At 47.8% G+C, this 18738-nt stretch carries 16 protein-coding genes and 2 tRNA genes; 7 read left to right on the forward strand and 11 right to left on the reverse strand.

What is annotated here, in order from left to right; genetic code table 11:
* Positions 1 to 28: 28 nt before the first annotated feature.
* Positions 29 to 2506: a translocation and assembly module lipoprotein TamL gene (gene tamL, locus RIF36_RS11070; protein ID WP_350128607.1), complete on the reverse strand. Its 2478-nt coding sequence runs from the start codon at positions 2504 to 2506 to the stop codon at positions 29 to 31.
* On the opposite strand from tamL, the gene RIF36_RS11075 reads away from it, so the two are divergent.
* Positions 2478 to 3224 carry a TrmH family RNA methyltransferase gene (locus RIF36_RS11075; protein ID WP_350128604.1) on the forward strand — a complete coding sequence of 249 codons (747 nt, stop codon included), beginning with the start codon at positions 2478 to 2480 and terminating at the stop codon, positions 3222 to 3224. The genes tamL and RIF36_RS11075 overlap by 29 nt on opposite strands.
* Here the strand turns inward: RIF36_RS11075 and RIF36_RS11080 are convergent.
* The 9 genes from RIF36_RS11080 to RIF36_RS11120 all read right to left on the reverse strand — a co-directional run bounded on the left by RIF36_RS11080 (position 3221) and on the right by RIF36_RS11120 (position 12216).
* Complete coding sequence (locus tag RIF36_RS11080; RefSeq protein ID WP_350128601.1) at positions 3221 to 4231, reverse strand: phosphotriesterase family protein; 1011 nt, start codon at positions 4229 to 4231, stop codon at positions 3221 to 3223. The genes RIF36_RS11075 and RIF36_RS11080 overlap by 4 nt on opposite strands.
* 319 nt (positions 4232 to 4550) lie before the next feature.
* Entirely contained in the window at positions 4551 to 5357 is an 807-nt protein-coding gene (locus tag RIF36_RS11085; protein ID WP_350128598.1) for a queuosine precursor transporter, read from the reverse strand.
* Between the two features lie 7 nt (positions 5358 to 5364).
* Positions 5365 to 6279 (reverse strand): ribonuclease Z, encoded by a 915-nt coding sequence (locus RIF36_RS11090; RefSeq protein WP_350128595.1) that lies wholly within the window; start codon positions 6277 to 6279, stop codon positions 5365 to 5367.
* 6 nt (positions 6280 to 6285) lie between these two features.
* Positions 6286 to 6663: an STAS domain-containing protein gene (locus RIF36_RS11095; protein ID WP_151999824.1), complete on the reverse strand. Its 378-nt coding sequence runs from the start codon at positions 6661 to 6663 to the stop codon at positions 6286 to 6288.
* 18 nt (positions 6664 to 6681) lie between these two features.
* On the reverse strand, positions 6682 to 7629 hold the full coding sequence (locus RIF36_RS11100; RefSeq protein WP_350128593.1) for a phosphoribosylaminoimidazolesuccinocarboxamide synthase: 948 nt from the start codon (positions 7627 to 7629) through the stop codon (positions 6682 to 6684).
* A gap of 77 nt (positions 7630 to 7706) precedes the next feature.
* The gene (locus tag RIF36_RS11105; RefSeq protein ID WP_350128590.1) at positions 7707 to 9017 is read right to left on the reverse strand and encodes a toxin-antitoxin system YwqK family antitoxin; all 1311 of its coding nucleotides are present in this window, start codon (positions 9015 to 9017) and stop codon (positions 7707 to 7709) included.
* A gap of 66 nt (positions 9018 to 9083) precedes the next feature.
* Positions 9084 to 10262, reverse strand: a complete 1179-nt coding sequence (locus RIF36_RS11110) for an acetyl-CoA C-acyltransferase (protein WP_350128587.1) — start codon at positions 10260 to 10262, stop codon at positions 9084 to 9086.
* Positions 10263 to 10354: 92 nt separating this feature from the next.
* Positions 10355 to 11251: a hypothetical protein gene (locus tag RIF36_RS11115; protein WP_350128585.1), complete on the reverse strand. Its 897-nt coding sequence runs from the start codon at positions 11249 to 11251 to the stop codon at positions 10355 to 10357.
* Positions 11248 to 12216 (reverse strand): vWA domain-containing protein, encoded by a 969-nt coding sequence (locus tag RIF36_RS11120; protein ID WP_350128582.1) that lies wholly within the window; start codon positions 12214 to 12216, stop codon positions 11248 to 11250. Before RIF36_RS11120 ends, RIF36_RS11115 begins: the two co-directional genes overlap by 4 nt.
* Before the next feature lie 192 nt (positions 12217 to 12408).
* Between RIF36_RS11120 and RIF36_RS11125 the strand changes: the two genes are divergently transcribed.
* From RIF36_RS11125 to RIF36_RS11150, 6 genes are all read left to right on the forward strand, one after another.
* Positions 12409 to 12497: transfer RNA gene (locus RIF36_RS11125), tRNA-Ser, on the forward strand.
* Positions 12498 to 12507: 10 nt separating this feature from the next.
* Positions 12508 to 12581, forward strand: a tRNA-Arg gene (locus RIF36_RS11130).
* Positions 12582 to 12728: 147 nt separating this feature from the next.
* Entirely contained in the window at positions 12729 to 12860 is a 132-nt protein-coding gene (locus RIF36_RS11135) for a hypothetical protein (protein WP_350128579.1), read from the forward strand.
* A gap of 314 nt (positions 12861 to 13174) precedes the next feature.
* Positions 13175 to 14848, forward strand: a complete 1674-nt coding sequence (locus RIF36_RS11140) for a PQQ-dependent sugar dehydrogenase (RefSeq protein WP_350129024.1) — start codon at positions 13175 to 13177, stop codon at positions 14846 to 14848.
* 10 nt (positions 14849 to 14858) lie between these two features.
* Positions 14859 to 16091, forward strand: a complete 1233-nt coding sequence (locus RIF36_RS11145; protein ID WP_350128576.1) for an aminotransferase class V-fold PLP-dependent enzyme — start codon at positions 14859 to 14861, stop codon at positions 16089 to 16091.
* A gap of 54 nt (positions 16092 to 16145) precedes the next feature.
* Entirely contained in the window at positions 16146 to 17372 is a 1227-nt protein-coding gene (locus RIF36_RS11150; RefSeq protein ID WP_350128573.1) for a selenocysteine synthase, read from the forward strand.
* Between the two features lie 118 nt (positions 17373 to 17490).
* On the opposite strand, the gene RIF36_RS11155 is transcribed toward RIF36_RS11150, so the two are convergent.
* Positions 17491 to 18732, reverse strand: a complete 1242-nt coding sequence (locus RIF36_RS11155) for an amidohydrolase/deacetylase family metallohydrolase (protein ID WP_350128570.1) — start codon at positions 18730 to 18732, stop codon at positions 17491 to 17493.
* Positions 18733 to 18738 lie beyond the last annotated feature (6 nt).

Here is an 18738-nt window from a genome sequence, read left to right on the forward strand (position 1 = left end):
CAAGGGCAAATATAGGAGAACCAGAAAACTAGAACGGATACCCGATTCCAATATTCAGAATAGTCTGCTCTTTTTCGCCAAATGGGAAGTTGGTCAGCAGTTTGTCGAACACCCATCTTTGTCCGGGAGGCCTTGCAGGATCATGCATCTTAGCTCCTGCATCGAGCCGGAGGATGAGGAACGAAAAATCAAACCTCAGGCCAAAACCTGAGCCAACTGCGATTTCTTTAGCAAATGTGTCAACTTTGAACTGGCTTCCGGGCCTGGTGGCGTCATCTCGGAGTGTCCATACATTACCGGCATCAATGAAAAATGCCCACGATACAAAGCTGAAAAGCCTCCTGCGATATTCTACACTTGTTTCGAATAGTATTTCACCAGGTTGTTCAAAGCTGTAGTCGTAAAGTCCGTCTTTTTCTGGATTATCGTTGAGTGGTGGCGTGTAAGAACCCGGGCCAAGCCGCCGGGGGCGCCAGGCTCTGATGCCATTGCTACCACCAGCAAAGAAGTACTTTTCATAAGGCAGTACTGTGTTTATGCCGTAGGGCACAGCCACCCCAACATTAAAGCGGTAGGCTAGGTCGTGCTTCGAGGAAAGGTTGGTTACCTTTCTGAAGTCGAAATTAGCTTTGGAAAATTGGTAGTACTCCAGCCGGTCGTTCATCAGATTGTCCTCATTGAAAAACCAGAGAGTGTTTCCGCTGGTCTCGACAAAAACCCTGAAAAAGCTGGCGTTCCCTTTAGTGATGCCATAGCTGTTGTTGTTGACAGCCACTGAGAAGCTTGTGCTGCCAACATAAGATGGATTGAAAGAATTGATCAGTAGATTCCCTCTGCTTGCATAGTCTTCCAGCAAATCCCGGAAGGCTTCGTTCCTCAATTCAGAGTCGATAAAGCTGACATCGGCAAGCGTCAGGTTGAAGAGGTGCTTATTGTCCTTTTGCCAGATATATGCCCAGGTCGAGTTGAAGTTGGTTCGTTTGTATTCACGCCTGTCGGTAACGGTTGTACCTACCAGCCACCGTGTCCTTGGGTTGAGTCGACCCTGGTCTCTTCGCCTGCTCCAGGAGGCCGGAGTGATAAATTGTGGAAAGGTTAACGCAAGATTTCCTCCATACTCCTTGCTGGAATAGACGTCTTTGACGTTAGTGGGCGAAGCGACGCCTTCGATGCCAAACCGGCCGGATAGTTCAAGTATTTCCAGCCCTTTGAATACATTCCTGTCCTTTATGTTGGCGTTGAGAAACGGGCCGGGAAGTCCCTGACTTACATTGACACCAAACTCTGTTGAGGTTTGGAACTTCTGAAGAGGGCTGGTGTAGATGTTGGCGATGAAATGAGTGCCTACAGTGTCGTAGTTGATGTTGACAAACTTGAAGATATCAAGGTTAGCCAATTGCTTTTGTGTCTCGAACGTGTTGGCCCTGCTATACATACTATCCGGATAGATGAACACCCTCCAGTCAAGTATTTTTTTGTTGTATCGCTCCTCATAAAAGCTATAGTTGACATCATGATACATCTTGTTACTTCGCTTCTCACCGGGGATATTGATATTGGCATCAGTAATGAAGTTGACCGAGTCGATGACAAATCTTTTATGATCATTTTCCTTTACCAGTGATTTTACTCCAATTTCAATGAGAACCTTTTTGTCGCCCAGGCTTGCTGTGTCCACCTGAAAAGAAATGAGTTGCTTATTGAATCTGTAGTAACCCTTGTTCACAAGCGATTCATAGACTCTTTCCCGTTCATTCGCCAACTCCTTTTGGCGATATCTGTCGCCCTTGACTAACAGTGATTTGTTTTCTGAGTTAAGTACAATGTCCTTGATCTCATCGTCGGGTATGCCATAAAATATCGAATCAATAACATAGGGTTTCTTTCTGTCAAGTTCATATGTCACCGAAACAAGTTTCCCCTTTTCCTTCAGCGATGAGCTAACACCGGCATTGAAATATCCCTCCGACTGAAGGTAGGATACAAGTTGCTCTTCGGTTTGTTCTCTCAGCTCCGGTTTAAAAACGGCTACCTCTTCACCCCACCGCATGAATAAATTGCCTTCCTTTAAAGTTTTGTCAATTTTAGCGACCTTCTTGAGCTTTCTTGATTTAAGAAGCTCTGCTTTTTTTGGCTTTTTTTTGTCTATTGCTTTGGAAATCTTGGAGTCGTACCTGGCAATGGCGCTTTCTTTTTTACTTTGGTATTTTGCTGAATCGTATCTGTGTTGTCCCCAATAGTAGACATTCACATATAGAGACCAGGGAAAAATGGGCGTTCGCCGATTGGGCTTTTGTTGAAATTGAGCTTCGAGTTCATCTATATTCAGGCCCTTGGCATTTTCTATAGATTCTTTGTAAAGCAGCTTCTCATCTTCCTTAAGGTATCGCACTCCCAGACAGCCGGATAAAGTGCCTGAAAAAGCAGCGGCAATAATGGTTATAAATACTAATTTGCGGATTGAAGCCGTCACGGGAATGATTTCGAAAAACAGGGCAAAATTCATTAAATCACTGCAATTAAAAAAATTCAGAAAGCAGGAGGGGCTTTTTGTGGTAGAGGGCGGCAAAAGTGTGCTCGAAGTTCTGCAATCAAATTTCACGCTCATAGAACTGTATGTAACCTCTTCCTTTTACGCAGAAAACGAATTTATTCTAAAACTGGCACCTATTCCGGTCGAAATAGTTTCGGAGCGGGAGCTGGAAATGGCCAGTGGTTTACAATCCAACAATGCTGCCTTGGTTGTTGTTCAAATGCCAGCATATCAGTTTGAAACACCCGCTGCCTCGGAGATTGCCCTTGTTTTGGACGATGTGAGGGATCCTGGTAACCTTGGCACCATCATCAGGATAGCTGACTGGTATGGCATCGGCAAGGTTTATTGCTCTCCGGAAACAACCGACCTGTTCGCAGGGAAGGTGGTGCAGGCGTGTATGGGCTCGCTAACCAGGGTGAAGGTTTTTTATACGGCGCTGAACACCCTGTTGAAGGGATACGAAGGGCCCGTGTATGGTGCCCTTTTGAATGGGAAGAACATCTACGACGAAAGGTTCGATCAAGGAGGGCTTATTGTGATGGGCAATGAGTCAAACGGCATTTCTGCTGACTTGCTGCCACTGGTGAGCCACCCTATTACCATTCCGGGGCACGGTGGTGCCGAGTCGCTCAACGTAGCTGTTGCTACGGCCATAGTTTGCGACAACGTACGAAGGCCAAAGGGCTAGTTGGCTGCTTTTACATTGATAGCAAAGGCCCGGGCCGGGTTGATCCGAAGTAGTTGATCTATGTCTTTTTCTGAAAAATCGTTTTGCTTCAAAAGAGGAATGAGCTCATCAAAAATGGATGTAAATGCCTTGAAGTCGCCTCCGTTCAATTCGCCCGGACTGTACCAGCCAGCGTCGTGGGAAATCAACACTTTGTTTAAAAGGCCATTTTTCTTGCAGTATATGAGCCGGTCTAAGTGCCCTTCCACATTCCAAACTACTCCGTCAAGGCTGATCCAGGCACCGAGGTCATAAGCTTTGTTGTAATAAGAAAAATCATTTTCATTTTGGGCATGCACCCAAATGAACGCAGATGGAGCAACTCCTTCGGCTTTTAGCAGGGCGATTTCTTCCAGGGCTGGCAGGGCAGGGCCTGTGTGGGAAGCGATGGTCATTCCCGTAGCGAGGTGAGTGAGGGCCGCCGCACGAACAAGTTTTTGATCTATAGTGGAAAGTGGTACGTCGCTATTGACGCTGATTTTTATAAAACCCGGCTTTACACCTGATCCCTCAATACCGTTTTGGAATTCGTCGATCCATCTTGTGGCCAATTGTTCCGCTGTTTCTGTGAATGCGTGTTCAGGCAGGTATTTGCTGTCAACCGCTCCATAGTAACCGGTGTTGGTCATGATTGTCAATCCTGACAGTTCGCTGAGCTCTTTTAGCAGCCAGGGATCCCGTCCCAGATAAGCTGGAGTGCAATCAATAAAGGTGTTGACTCCTCTCTCTTTGGCATCCATCAGAAAAGGAAGCGCCTGGGCAATCACGCTGTCCCGGTTCCAGCGATGGTAGCCAACGCTGTCGGCTCCTATAAAGTCGACCAGGATGTGTTCGTGGATGAGTGTGGTTCCCATTTCACTGGTGGGCATTTTTCGGTCGACGGAAATGACTTCAAGCTGTTGAGTAGCCGGAGTGCAATAGGCCTGGGCGGCTATGGGAATGATTGATAAAAGTGAATAGATTTTCATTGCCTCTGGAAAACTTAGCCCTTTGCAAGGCTTTACTTTGTTGCCGAACCCTTTTTCCTTTAGAAAAGAGTGATTCCTTTATGTGAAAAGATTCATTTTCTATTCAGAGAACAGCATTTGTTCTGTCATTTTGTCCTCAAGCCGGACTGGCTGTTACTTTTCCTTGATGAAAAGTAACCAAAAATCATCGAAAAATTAACGCACAAGCCAAATACACGCATCCTGCCGCCATTTTTCTCCCACCCGCCGTGTTGGGCACGATGCATCAAAGTAAATCGTTTTCAAGCAAAATTCATTCTTCATAAATTTGTAATTCTCATTAGAAAAAACCTTTGCTTTTAGCTGCGGCATCCTCAATCAGCTCTTCCGCCTCTCTCTTGCCCAGGTACCGGTCGATGAAGCAGTGGGCCACATAGAGCAGAGGCGTGAGCAGGATGGCCACGCTGAATTTGTAGATGTAGTTGATGGTGCCTACTGCCGCAAGCTGGGAGAGGCTCCAGCGACCACCTTCAGGAGCGAGGACGTAGAAAGCAATGCCCAGCACCACGAAGCTGTCAATGAACTGACTGACCAGCGTCGAACCGGTGGCCCTGAGCCAAATCATTTTTGATCCAGTTACTTTGCGAAGCTGATGAAACACATAGACATCCAGTAGCTGGCCGATAAGGAACGCCACCAGTGACCCAATGATAATGCCAAGCCCCTGCCTGAAAATGACTTTGAAGGCATAGTTGATGTTGAATGGGTGGCCCTCACTGTCGGTGCCGTTGACGTCGAGCCAGAAGGCGGCAGGGTCGAGCAGTGTAACCAGATAGATGACCAGAAAAACGTAAGCGATAAAACCGGCCGTCATATAGCTGATCCTTTTCACGCCTTGTTTGCCAAAGTATTCATTGATAATGTCGGTGGTGATGAAAACGACAGGCCAGATGACGGCACCAGCCGTGAGGTTGAAATCGAGGACAAAGTCGCCAAAAAGATGAATTTGAGCAGGAGGCAGTCCAAAAGTGCCTTCTGCTGAGAAGATTTTGACCCCAATCATCTCTGCAACAACGGCATTGGTGAGAAAAATGCCGCTAAGAACGATGAATAGGTTGGTTCGTTTGTTGTTGAGTGTTGGCTCCATCTGTTTGTCAGGCGGGGGAAAAGTCAGTCCCCTCAATACCAAGATACGATTCTTTGAACACAGTCAATGCTTCTTCCAGCAAAGGATTTAGCTCTTTGTACCGGGTGCTAAAGTGCCCAAGAATCAACTTGCCCACACCTGCTTTCAGCGCCAGGGTAGCTGCCTGCGCTGCCGTGGAGTGAAACGTTAGCTCTGCCCTCTCTCTCATGTCCTCCAGAAAAGTGCCCTCATGATAGAGCATATCGACACCGGCAATGTATTGGATGAGCGACTCGTCGTATTTCGTGTCGGCGCAGTAGGCGTACGAATAAGAGGGCCGGGGTGGGAGCGTTACCTCGCTATTTTTGTATTTGATGTTTCCCTTTTCATCCAGCAGGTCTTCTCCGTTTTTTAGCTTAATGATCAGAGTGGGCGTAACGTTAGGGGGCAGCAAGGACTTCTCAATTCGTCTGTTTTTTGGCTTTTCCCGAAAAAGAAACCCGCTACAGGAAATTCGGTGATTGACAGGGAAACTGCTGACTGTGATTTTCCGATTTTCCAGAAGCACCTCACTTGTGCCTGGCACCCATTCTTTGAATTGGATGGGAAAGTTCAGCGTGGTGTTGGAGTACTTGAATTGCAGACTGAGAATTTCGGATAACCCCGGAGGGCCATAGAGGAAAAGCCTGGCCTTTCTGCCATATAAATGCATGGTTGACAACAGCCCTATGAGACCGTAGTAGTGGTCGCCATGCAGGTGGCTGATGAAAATATGATTGATTTTGGTCGCCTTTACTTTGTATTTCTTTAGCTGAAGCTGAGTGCCCTCTCCGCAATCGATGAGAAAATGTTCGTCATCGACCACCAGGACTTGCGACGTTTGGTTTCTGTTGTGCGCTGGAGCGGCGGAATTTGACCCAAGAATTCTTAATACAAAGCTCAATGGAGACTATTCTTCTTCTTCCTCGAGTCCGCTTTCAATTTCATGAAGAAATACCGTGTCGATTGCCTCTTCCTTGGTTGGTACTATATTCAACACCTTGTCAAGCTGTGATATTTTAATCAGCTTCACCACGTGGTCGTTCATACCGATCATAACGAAGATGCCTCCAGCTTCGGAAAAGCAGCGGTTGCCAACAAGCAATGCACTCAGACCAGAAGAATCGACATATTTTACGTCGGAAAGGTCGAGGATCATGTTGGAGCTGCCTTCTGCTTGCAGCTTTACAAATTCGGATTTGTAATCCGGGGCAGTAGAGGTATCCAGTTTTTCCTGCGTAATTTTTAAGATGCTGTATTTTTCGCTCTTGTCTAACGAATACTTCATGTGTGTATGTGTTTACTTCTACTTACTAATTTCTTTAAGGCTCTTTAAAACGTTTGACTCTATGGTTGATTCAACCCCAGCATAGTTACGTTTCTGAAATTTTTCGCCCGTTACTTTCTCAAAAAGCTCAATATAGCGATGTGAGATCGAGTTTACTACCTCATCTGACATTTCCGGCACATTTTGACCCTCTTTGCCCTGAAATCCATTTTCAATCAGCCACTGTCTTACAAACTCTTTTGAGAGCTGCTTTTGAGGTTCTCCCTTCGCCTGGATTGCCTCATAAGTGTCTGCGTAAAAATACCTGGATGAATCCGGTGTGTGTATTTCGTCAATTAAGTAGATCGTGCCGTCATGCTTTCCAAATTCGTATTTGGTGTCCACCAAAATAAGTCCTTGCGAAGCGGCATATTCCGAGCCCTTTTTGTAAAGCGCTTGTGTATACTTTTCCAGTTGCATGTAGTCAGCTGCCGACACTATTCCCTTTGCTATGATTTCCTCTCTGGAAATGTCCATATCGTGCCCCTCTGAGGCTTTGGTAGTGGGGGTGATGATGGGGGAGGGAAGCTTGTCATTTTCTTTTAGCCCGTCGGGAAGAGGCACTCCGCAAACCTGCCGCTTCCCTGATTTGTATTCTCTCCAGGCATGTCCGGCCAAATAGCCCCTGATAACCATCTCTACTTTAAAGGGTTCGCACTTCACACCAATCGTGACATTGGGATCAGGTACGGTGGTTACCCAGTTGGGAACCACGTCTTTGGTCAGTGCCAGAAACTTGGCCGCAATCTGGTTCAGGATTTGGCCTTTGAACGGAATGGCTCTTGGAAGGATGACGTCGAACGCTGAAATGCGATCGCTGGCCACCACTATCATCAATTGGTCGAGGTAGTACACGTCCCGCACTTTGCCTTTGTATTTGCCAGTGACGCCGGGGAATTGAAATTGGGTTTCCTTGAGGGCTTCCATAAGGGTGACAAATTTATGGATGGGTGGCGTATTAAAAAATTTTCTTTTTTGAAATGTAACAGAGAGGAGATGGTGGGCTATTGCTCCTTGATTACCTTGCCCAGTTTATATGTAATGGTCTTTTCCAGCCTCCCTTTACGGTCGTAATATTTCCATGTGCCATTTTTTAGGTTTCTCACATAATTTCCCTCTTCAATAAGGTCGCCTGACTTATCAAAGGCTTTGTGGGAACCGTGTTTCCTGTCGTATTCGTAGTAAGTTTCGTAAGCAATTTTTTTATTGGGGTGGTAGCCCACTGCCAACCCATGCTGTTTGCCATTCTTGAAGCTGGCTTCTTCAGTAACAACTGCTTTCGAACTATAGGTTGTCCGTTTTCCATCAAGTTTGTCGTCGACGTAATTCTCGCTGATGAATGAGCCATCAGCGGTGTTGTAAATTGTCCACTGCCCTGAGCGCACGTCCTCTTTGTAGGTTTTGGTGGCGAGAAGCTGACCTGAGGTATTAAACTCTTCAATGGTGCGGTCTTTCTCGTTGTTGGAGTAGTCAGTTGCCGTTCTCACAGCGCCATTGGGATGGTAAGTGTAGTTTTTCCCCACCCGGAATCCTTCTTTGTACACCAGCTTCTGGGAAGGTGTTCCATCTTCAAAAAAAGCGTTTGCAGCGCCACTTAATTTTCCCTGAACGTAGGTGCCGGCATACTCCAACTGCTCATTCGCATAGTAGGTTTTGTACGTGCCGTTCTGCAATCCAGCCTCATTGTAGGCTTCAGTTTTTAGCGTACCTGAGGGATAGTATGTTTTGAAATGCCCATCCAGCTTCCCCTTTTTATAGTAGGCCTCCGTTTCCTTGGTCCCGTTTTCGTAGAAGGTTTCGGTGGCACCATCCTGCAGCCCGTTTTGATAGTGGATAACCTCTTTCTTTACTCCGCTGGGGTAGTAATTTACTACTTCACCGTCTGGCTTTCCGCTTTTGAATTCAGTGGAGGACTTGACGACCTCGTCGTCGTAATATGAAATGACTTGCCCTGAAAGCGTGTCGTTTTTGAAAACTGCTATCTGAAGAAGGTTGCCGTTTGGGTGATATACTTTTGTTTCTCCCTGCCTTAAGCCGTCGGTGTAGATGGTTTCTCTTTGCAGCTTGCCATTATCGTAGTAGTTAAAAAACGTGCCGTTTCGCTTCCCTTTTACGTAATCGCCTTCGATGATGACCACGCCCTCCGGGTTGTATTTAACATACTTGCCATCTATTTGGCTGCTGTCGGCATTCAGCACAAAGTATTCTTCGTTTTTAAGGCCTTTGATCCGGTCGTGATAGGTGGTGATTTTGGTTTGGCTGGCCACCACCAAAGGAAGGAGAAGCATGGTAAATAGAAGGCAGTTTTTCATCATGCATCAAACGGATTTAAAATGAGCGCCGCTTGATAACGTTACGGCGCCACTTTCATTTTTCTCTGGCTAAACTTTTTCAATGACAATGGCAGAAGCGCCACCACCACCGTTGCAAATACCTGCCACGCCAATGGTGCCACCTTCCTGATGTAGCACACTGTTAAGAGTGGTGATAATGCGTGCGCCCGAACAGCCAAGCGGATGTCCCAGGGCAACAGCACCTCCAAATACATTTACCTTGGCAGGGTCCAGCTCCAACTTTCGGTTGTTGGCAATCGCTACTGCTGCGAAGGCCTCATTAATTTCGTAGAAATCGACATCTTTTTTACTAACGCCAGCCATTTTCATCGCTTTAGGGATGGCAAGCGATGGAGAAGTGGTGAACCATATGGGGTCTTGCGCTGCATCGCCAAAGCCTCTGATTTTTGCGATGGGGATGAGTCCCAGCTCTTTTGCTTTTGCTGCACTCATGATGATCAGCGCAGAGGCACCGTCATTGATGGTGGATGCGTTGGCGGCGGTTACCGTGCCGTCTTTTTCAAACACAGGCCGCAGGCCAGGTATCTTGTCGAAGTTCACATTTTTGAACTCCTCGTCCTCACTCATCAGAATTGGATCTCCTTTTCGTTGTGGAATTTCGACAGGAACAATCTCGTCTTTGAAATACCCGGCTTCAGTAGCGGCTGCCACTCGCTTGTAGCTGTTGATGGCGTAGGCGTCCTGTTCCTCCCGGCTTATCTTCATTTCCTTGGCAGTGTTTTCAGCACAGTTACCCATGGGGAAACCATTATAAATCTCCCAAAGCCCATCATGCATGAGGCCATCAATGAGCTGGCCGTGGCCATATTTGTAGCCATAGCGTGCTTTTGGGATATAGTAGGGCACGTTTGTCATGCTTTCCATGCCGCCTGCCACAACTACTTGGTTCTGCCCGGTCATAATAGACTGCGCACCTATCATCACTGCCTTCATGCCTGAAGAACACACTTTGTTGATGGTGGTGCAGGGCACATTTTGCCCAATGCCAGCACCCAGCGACGCTTGACGGGCGGGCGCCTGTCCCAGGTTGGCGGAAATAACATTGCCCATAAATACCTCATCGACCTCTTTCACACCAACACCTGCCTTCTCCAGTGCGCCTTTAATGGCGATAGAGCCGAGCTGAGTGCCAGACAAGCCAGCCAAAGCGCCTCCAAAACTTCCAATGGGCGTTCTTACTGCTGAAACAATAACTACTTCCTGCATAATGATATAATTTTCGGGTTAATGAAAATGGGTTGTATTGATGGACTTTCTACTAATGGTATCGAATTTGGCGGTCGGCTACAGCCCCGACTTTACCAGTCTGGCTTTCCGCTTTCAGGCTTTTTAACGCCTTTCCGCTTGTTTTGCTGAATATACTGAATCTCACTGTTTCTCATCGCTTCGAGAATCATCTTGGCCTTTTCTTCTGAGATGTTCATCTCCTTCAGCTTATCAGGATTGATCTGAGGAGGCTGCTTTTCACCGTCTTTGTTCTCTTTGTCCTGCTGCTCTGCGTCTTGTTGCTCTTTTTTCTTTTGCTCCTGATCCTTCTTTTCTTGTTCTTTCTTTTGCTCTTCGCTTTGTTGCTCCTGGTCTTTCTGCTCTTTGTTCTCGCTCTCCTGATCTTTCTTTTCCTGGTCCTGCTTTTTCTGCTCGTCGTTCTTTTGATCGTTGTTCTGATCTTTGTCTTGCTGGTTCTGCTGGTCCTTTTTTTCGTCTTCTTTTTCTTCGTTCTTCTCCTTGTCCTGCTGCTGGTCGTCCTGGTTTTTTTCGTTGTCTTCGGCTATCTGGCGTTTCACCAGCTGGTAGTTGTACCTGGCCTCTTCATTGGTAGGGTCAGCCTTTAGCGCTTCTTTAAAGAAGCTCAGTGCAGTGTTTCTATCACCTGGCTTGTTGCTGATGATGCCCATTTGGTTATAGGCCAGCGACTTCAGGTCTTTCTCCTTTGTGTTGATGAGGCGCTGGTACTGGCTGAACGCCTGGGCTGAGTCGCCCTGCTGAAAAAGGGAGTGCCCGAGATTAAGAAATAGCTTATCTTCCAACACGCCCAACGAATCGGTAAGCATGGTATAGGCCTGAGTGGCCGTTGCGTAGTCCCCTGCCAGATAGGCTTTCTCGGCGTCTTTCTTCAGTTTGTTAACAGTGGCGATGTCATTCACTCCCGGAATGATGGCCACTATCACCAATAAAATGCCTGCTAATGCCTTCATATTTTCATGGTTTTCACTGAAATGAGGTAATCAAGAGCGAAAAGGGCCAGCCCAATGGCCAGGAAATAATAGTACCTGTTGGCCGTAACGTCGACCTGACGGGCATCTCTCATTTCACCTTCTATCTCATTGATTGTATTTATTAATCTCGAAACATCGTTTTTAGTTTCATTGATCTCAAAGTACTTGCCGCCGGTTTTTGTGGCGACGTCTTTTAATGAATTGCTGTTAAGCCTGGTCACTACGTCGTTTCCCTGATTGTCTTTTTTAAAGCCTCTTCGGCTTAGTATTTTGCTGCCCTTGTCGGTACCAACGCCCAAAGTGAATAGTTTGATACCTGTTTGCTCTATTTCTTGAGCAATCTGGTCAGTTTCTTCTCCAAAGTCTTCCCCGTCGCTGATCAGGATAATGATCTTCGATTTCTGCTGGGTAAGCGGCGACTCGTCGTCGTTCAGCTTGGTAAGTGCCATCCGAAGGGGAGGGCCAAAGTCGGTGCCGGTGTTGGGCACAAGGCTGGTGTTGAGCGTTTCGATGAAGATGTTGAGTGCCGACTGGTCGTAAGTGAGAGGGCACTGCATGAAGGCTTCGTTCGAAAACATGATGATGCCCATTCGGTCGGAGTTGAAGGCATCGGTGATGTTTTTTAGCTCGAATTTTATTTTCTGAAGCCTCGTGGGTTGCACGTCAAAGGCGTCCATGGACACCGAGAGGTCAACGCAGAAGAAGATGTCTTTACCTACCGATTTGATCTCTTTCTTGCTGTCGCCAAAGGACGGCCCCATGAGAGCGACGATGAAGAGCAGAAAGTAGCTTGACCGGAGGATGACTTTGCTTAGTACTATTTTGGAGGAGCTTCCCACTGCCTTGGCGACGTAAAGCACCCGGGCCAGGTAAGCCAGGTAGAGGATGCCAAAAACGAGGCAAAACGTTAATTCAAGTAATCCAAACGACTGATACCAACTCATACAACACTATTTGGGCAAGGCCACAGCTTTTATAACACCGGAAGTGGGGACAAATATATAAAATGAACGCTGGCAGGCTAGCAATTCACATTTTTTAACAAGGGAAAAAGATTATCATTTTTTTAGCGCTGAGGTTTGCTTCCGTCAGAAAATGTCCGTTATCTTTGCAACTCTTTTTCAGAACAGACCTATGGAGAGATGGGTGAGTGGCTGAAACCAACAGTTTGCTAAACTGTCGTACTGGGTAACCGGTACCCCGGGTTCGAATCCCGGTCTCTCCGCATTGATTGAGGTCCCATAGCTCAGCTGGATAGAGCAACTGCCTTCTAAGCAGTAGGTCTCAGGTTCGAATCCTGATGGGATCACGAAGAAAATTCAGAGCCTTCAGTTGACACTGGAGGCTTTTTTTGTGTCAACCTGATCGAATAGCAAGAAGGATAAGATGGCGCTATTTCTGGAAAAATTAAGCTAATCAAAAAGATAGCTATCTTTTACCCTGAACATAGCTATAAATGAAGTCGATTATAGCTATGTTTTTGGAGAAAGTGCTTGTTGGCCGGAGAATAATCAAAATAGCTACAGAGTTTCGTCACCAGACCAATGACAATGGAGAGAGGAGCGTACGAAGAAGTTGGTCGGCTTAGTCCTTTGTTTACAAGTAATTTTTGTGTTTTCCTGCAATCTGATATCAAGCCGAGACATTGACATTTGTGGAGGCTGGTAACCTTTACCTTGTGCTGCTCGCACAATGGTGAAGCCTTTCACTGAACCCCCTTATTGCCTTTTGAATAATTGTGCCCGCACACAACATCAATTTAGAATGTTTTTTCCTATATTGAACAAACACTCTACCTGAACTAGTATGGCGAAATTGTGCTTGCTGCCTCAACCTCGATGGTTTCATCCATTAATCACTTTTATCAGCCGATCGGCCTTGGCTGTTACGTTTGTTGCCTCGATGTCGTGCGACAGTCGCCCGCAGTTACCTCCCGGCGATCCTGACAATGGCGGCCTTTTTCTTCCCGGTGGCTTTGAGGCGCTGGTAGTGGTCGACAGCCTCAAGGGCAGAACCCGCCACATGGCCGTGAACGACAATGGCGACATCTATGTAAAACTTCGCTTTCCGCAAGAGGAAGGAGGCAATATGGCCCTGCGGGATGTGGATGGTGACGGAAAAGCCGATGAACTTCAAGTGTTTGGAGACTACAAAAACGACGGCAGCTACGGGGCTGCCATGAGAATCTACAATGGCTATTTGTACTATGGCGCTCAGCTCGCAGTGTACCGCCAGAAGTTGGTGCCCGGTAAACTCGTTCCGGATACTGAGCTTGAAACGATTTTAATCGACGATCACGAGCATGGCAGCCATGAGCACATCGCCAAAGTGGTCTCATTTGATGATAAGGGAAATATGTATGTCCCATTTGGCACGCCTTCGAATGCCTGCATGCCTGTAAAACGGACGCCCAATATGCCAGGGATGGATCCGTGCCCGCAATTGGAGGATCATGGGGGCATCTGGAAGTTCGATGCCAACAAGAAAAACCAAACACAGAAAGATGGCAGTATGTTCGCTACAGGTATCCGAAGCGTTGTAGCCATGGACTGGAATACTGAAGATAATAATCTTTACGTGGTGATGCATGGCAGGGACGATTTGCTCCGACTTTGGGCGCAGAAATACAGTCCATGGGAAAGCGCCATGCTGCCAGCTGAGGAGTTTTTGCGGGTAACAGAAGGCACGAATGCCGGTTGGCCTTATTGCTACTACGATCAAATCAAGGCTAAAAAAGTCCTGGGCCCCGAATATGGTGGCGATGGCGATAGCATTGGTCGCTGTGCTGACTTTGAAATGCCTTTGATGGGCTTTCCAGGTCACTGGGCGCCCAACGATCTGTTTTTCTACACTGGCGATCAATTTCCCGAACATTACAAGAACGGGGCATTTATTGCCTTTCACGGATCTACCAATAGAGCACCCTATCCGCAGGCGGGCTACTTCATTGGCTTTGTGCCTTTTAAAAACGGTCAGCCCTCCGGCGACTGGGAAGTGTTTGCCGATGGCTTTGCTGGCGTTGATCCTGTCGTCAATGTGAGCGATGCGCACTACAGACCTATGGGCATAGCTATGGGGCCGGATGGCTCACTCTATTTCTCTGACACTGAAAAAGGGAAAATCTGGAGGGTGATGTACAAGGGGGACAAAGGCGGGTTTGGCGCTGAGCAACTGGCCAAAATGGAGGAGCGAAAGACTGCATCGAATATCAGAACGCCAGATATCATAGAGGACAATTTGGAAAAAGGAATTAAGGTGGCAGGCCAGAAAACCTACCTGACCTACTGCGGCTCTTGCCATCAGAATAATGGCAAGGGTGCTTCGGGCCGGTTTCCGCCCTTGGCTGGGGCCCAATGGGTGACCGGTGATAAGAACCTTCTGATCAGCATTGTGCTCAACGGCATGGAGGGCAGCATTACTGTGAATGGAGAAGAATACAATAATGTGATGCCACAACACAGCTTTTTGAGTGATGATGAGGTGGCCGGGGTGCTTACCTATATCCGACAAAGCTTTGGAAATACTGCCAGCGAGGTGTCGGTAGAAGATGTAGAGAAAATAAGACGTTCATTATAACAATCAGATCATGTTAAGCAGAAGAAAACTTGTTAAACGCTTGGCCGGCCTCCCTTTTATAGGAGGCATTGTGGGAAGCGGTATTTCTATCCAATCCGCTGCTGCTTCACCGGCTGCGCCAACAGCCGCTCAAAATTTATTCAAAGAGCTGGGAATACGCCCCCTGATCAATGCCCGTGGCACGATGACCTTTCTGTCCGGTTCTTTGATGGAGCCAGAGGTGGTGGCTGCCATTAACGCCACTGCCCGTGATTTTGCGAACATGCACGAGCTGACAGATAAAGTAGGAGAACGCATTGCAGAGATGCTGCAATGTGAAGCAGCCATGGTCACCTCGGGTGCAGCATGTGCGCTTACTATTGGCACTGCTGCTGCTATTACCGGGATGGATATGGATAAAATCAAACAAATCCCCAACCTGCCTGGCCCCAAGCCCGAAGTGATTATTCAGAAAAAGCATCGCTATGTGTTTGATCAGGCGGTGCGCACTGCGGGGGTGAAGCTGATAGAGGTGGAGAATGCAAAGGAAATGGAGGCTGCCTTTAACGAGCGCTCGGTGATGACACTTTTCTTCAACGGCGCCGTCGATTGGTATGGCATTGAAGACAGTATCACTCATGAGGAGTTTGTGGCCATTTCGAAGAAACATAGTATCCCTTCTTTTATCGACGCAGCCGCAGATGTGCCGCCGGTTGAGAACCTTTTCAAGTACCAAAAGATGGGATTTGACCTTGTCACTTTTTCGGGAGGCAAAATGATCCGTGGGCCACAAAGTGCGGGACTGCTATTTGGCCGCAAAGACTTGATTGAGGCAGCCAAGCTGAACTTCTCACCACATGAGAGCCCTATCGGTCGTTCGATGAAAGTTAACAAGGAAGAAATCTTTGGTATGTACGCCGCTTTGAAACGCTATCTTGAAAAGGATCATGAAAAAGAATGGAAGGAGTGGGAGGGACGTGTAGCCGATATCACCAAAACAGTAGAAACCGTGCCCGGCGTGAAAGGACAGATGCACATGCCAAAAGGCCGGGCCAATGTATTCCCTGGTCTGCTGGTGAAGTGGGATCAGAGCAAGGTAAAGATTAAGCCAAAGGACGTGGTAGAAGAGCTGCGAGCTGGTGAGCCCAGGATTGAGACGTCTGCCGGAGACGATGCCCTTCGCATCACGGTGGTTACTTTGCTGCCCGACCAGGTGCCAGTTGTTGCCAGACGGATCAAAGAAGTGCTTCAGGCCGCAGTGTAGTAGTAGTGCCGGAGCTATCTATTTTTAGTTAAGACCTATTTAAATGACAAACCTATGCTAAGTAGAAGAAAACTCATTAAACGCCTTTCAGCCCTACCTATTGTAGGAGGGATCATAGGTGGTGGAGCGCCTCTTGCAGCCATTGCTGCCGCCCCTGCCGCCCCTTACCGTGACTACTTTGCCGAGTTGGGTGTGCGTACCTTCATTAATGCGGCGGGTACTTATACAGCAATGACTGGCTCTTTGCTAAGAGATGAAATGAAAGACGCTTACAACTACGCCTCGGAACACTATGTAATGCTCGACGAGTTGCAGGATAAAGTAGGCGAGAGAATTGCAAAGTTGCTTAAATGTGAGGCGGCCACGGTCACTTCCGGAGCCTTTTCAGCAATGACATTCGGGATGGCAGGCGTGCTCACCGGCATGGATCCTAAAAAAGCGGAGCAGGTTCCTCACCTGGAAGGAACAGGGATGAAAACGGAAGTGATCATTCAGAAATCTCATAATATAGGTTATGCCCACGCTGTGCGCAATTGCGGAGTGAAAGTGATAGAAGTAGAAACAAAAGAAGAGCTGAAAAAGGCGATCAATAAAAACACTGCTCTGCTGCTTTTTATCAATGCCTATGAGCCTAATGGACAGATCAATGCAGAAGAATGGCTGAAGACGAGCAAGGAGAATAACATCCCCTGCATGAACGACTGTGCGGCTGATGTGCCACCGGTGGAGAATCTGTGGAAGTTCACCCAAATGGGCTATGACCTGGTTTGTTTTTCAGGAGGCAAAGGACTGAGAGGCCCCCAGAGCGCAGGTTTGCTACTCGGTAAAAAAGAACTGATAGCGGCAGCCCGGTTGAGCGCTCCGCCAAGAGGAAATACTGTCGGCAGGGGAATGAAAGTGAATAAGGAAGAGGTGCTCGGTATGTGGGCAGCATTGGAGGCCTTTGTAAATGGAGACCATGAAAAAGAATGGAGGTTGTGGGAAGGCCAGATCAACCTGATTGCTGACGCCGTAAAGGGTATTGATGGACTCACCATCAAAATTCACGTGCCTCCCATTGCCAATCATATCCCTACCCTGGATCTTTCATGGGATACCAAAAAGGTAAAGATATCAGGCAATGGTCTTAAAGACGTGCTTAGAAGCGGTCACCCGTCGATAGAGGTTGCGGGTGGTGGCGAAAACTCCGTCAGCATTACCACCTGGATGATGCGTCCCGGACAGGAAAGAATTGTTGCAGACCGAGTCCGTGAGGGCCTTGAGAAGGCAGCAGCGGGTTGAGGCTTTGTTTGTAGGTGTCGGCACGGCAAATTGCCCCTGAGCAAGAGCCGTCAGACACCGGACTCTATTCAGAAATGATGTCGGGCGGGTGTGAAGACACACCCGCTCTCCCTTCATATTACCTCGGCAGCACTACAGGATTAGCGATACCATTTAAGTCGTAGACGATTCTTCCTCCCTTGATCGTCATTTCGCATTCAAACTTTTGTGTGCCCGTTTCTTTATGCCCCCTATAGTCGAAGAAGCCAAAGTTGCCCTTGCGCATATTCAGAATAGCCACGTCGGCAATCGCCCCCTCGGTAAGGTGTCCGAGCTCCGTTCGCTGGATAACCTGCGCAGGCTTCCAGGTGGAGGCGTTGACGACCAGTTCCAAATCCATTCCCATCTGTAGGAATTTCGACATCACACTGAGCTGATCTTTCATGGCGTTGTTGAAGCTGCCTGCATGGATGTCGGTGCTAATGGTGGTAGGATAGAAACCTGCTTTGATAGCCGGAATGGCCTGGGAATAGGAAAAGCTGATGCCGCCGTAGCCCACATCAAAGACAATTCCCCGCTTTTGGGCATCCCACACAAACGGCTTTAACTGCTTGGTGGCCGGATCGACAATAGGCTGCCGAGTGTCGAGTTCTCCAAAAGTGTGGGTAAAAATGTCACCAGGTCTCAAGTGTTTCATGAAGAGCTCCTCAATAGAAAGGGGAGGGTTGTTCCCACCAAAATCAACTATCACAGGCATTTTTGCCAGGTTGCCGGCTTCCACGGCATTATCTACCGGTGTCCATTCCGGGCCATTAAAGTGAGCCACTTTGAAGCCTACTATATGTTCCTTGTTCGACCTTGCGACAGCAGCAGCCATGCGGGCATCCATGTCGTTTAGGTTTTGCTCATATACGCCACCTCTCATCCCTTCGCCAACGATGTTTAGAAACGAAAGAACCCTGGTTTGAGAGTTGTCGATGATGTTTTCTTTAAATGTCGGGAACGACTTCCAGCCGGCTCCCCCAGCATCTACAATGGTCGTAACACCCACCCGAAACGTGAATCCGTCCGGCATAATGGCCGTCAACCCGTCGCTCAGGTAATGATCAGGCTGTGTGCCGAAGAACACATGGCCATGCATGTCGATCAGGCCGGGAGTTACATACATGCCTTTGGCGTCCACTACCTGTCTGGCTCCGGTAGCGTCGATGGTTTTGGCTACCCTGGCAATCTTTCCGTCGTGGATGGCAACATCCATCAGTTCATTGATGTTGTTTTTTGGGTCGATGACATGGCCGCCTTTAATGACAATTTGGTAGGGTTGTGCTACAGCTGTGCCCACAAAGAGTGAAAGGCAGGTAATGAATAAAAAGCGTCTCATTGTAGT

Source organism: Imperialibacter sp., assembly GCF_040222815.1.
Lineage (GTDB): Bacteria > Bacteroidota > Bacteroidia > Cytophagales > Cyclobacteriaceae > Imperialibacter.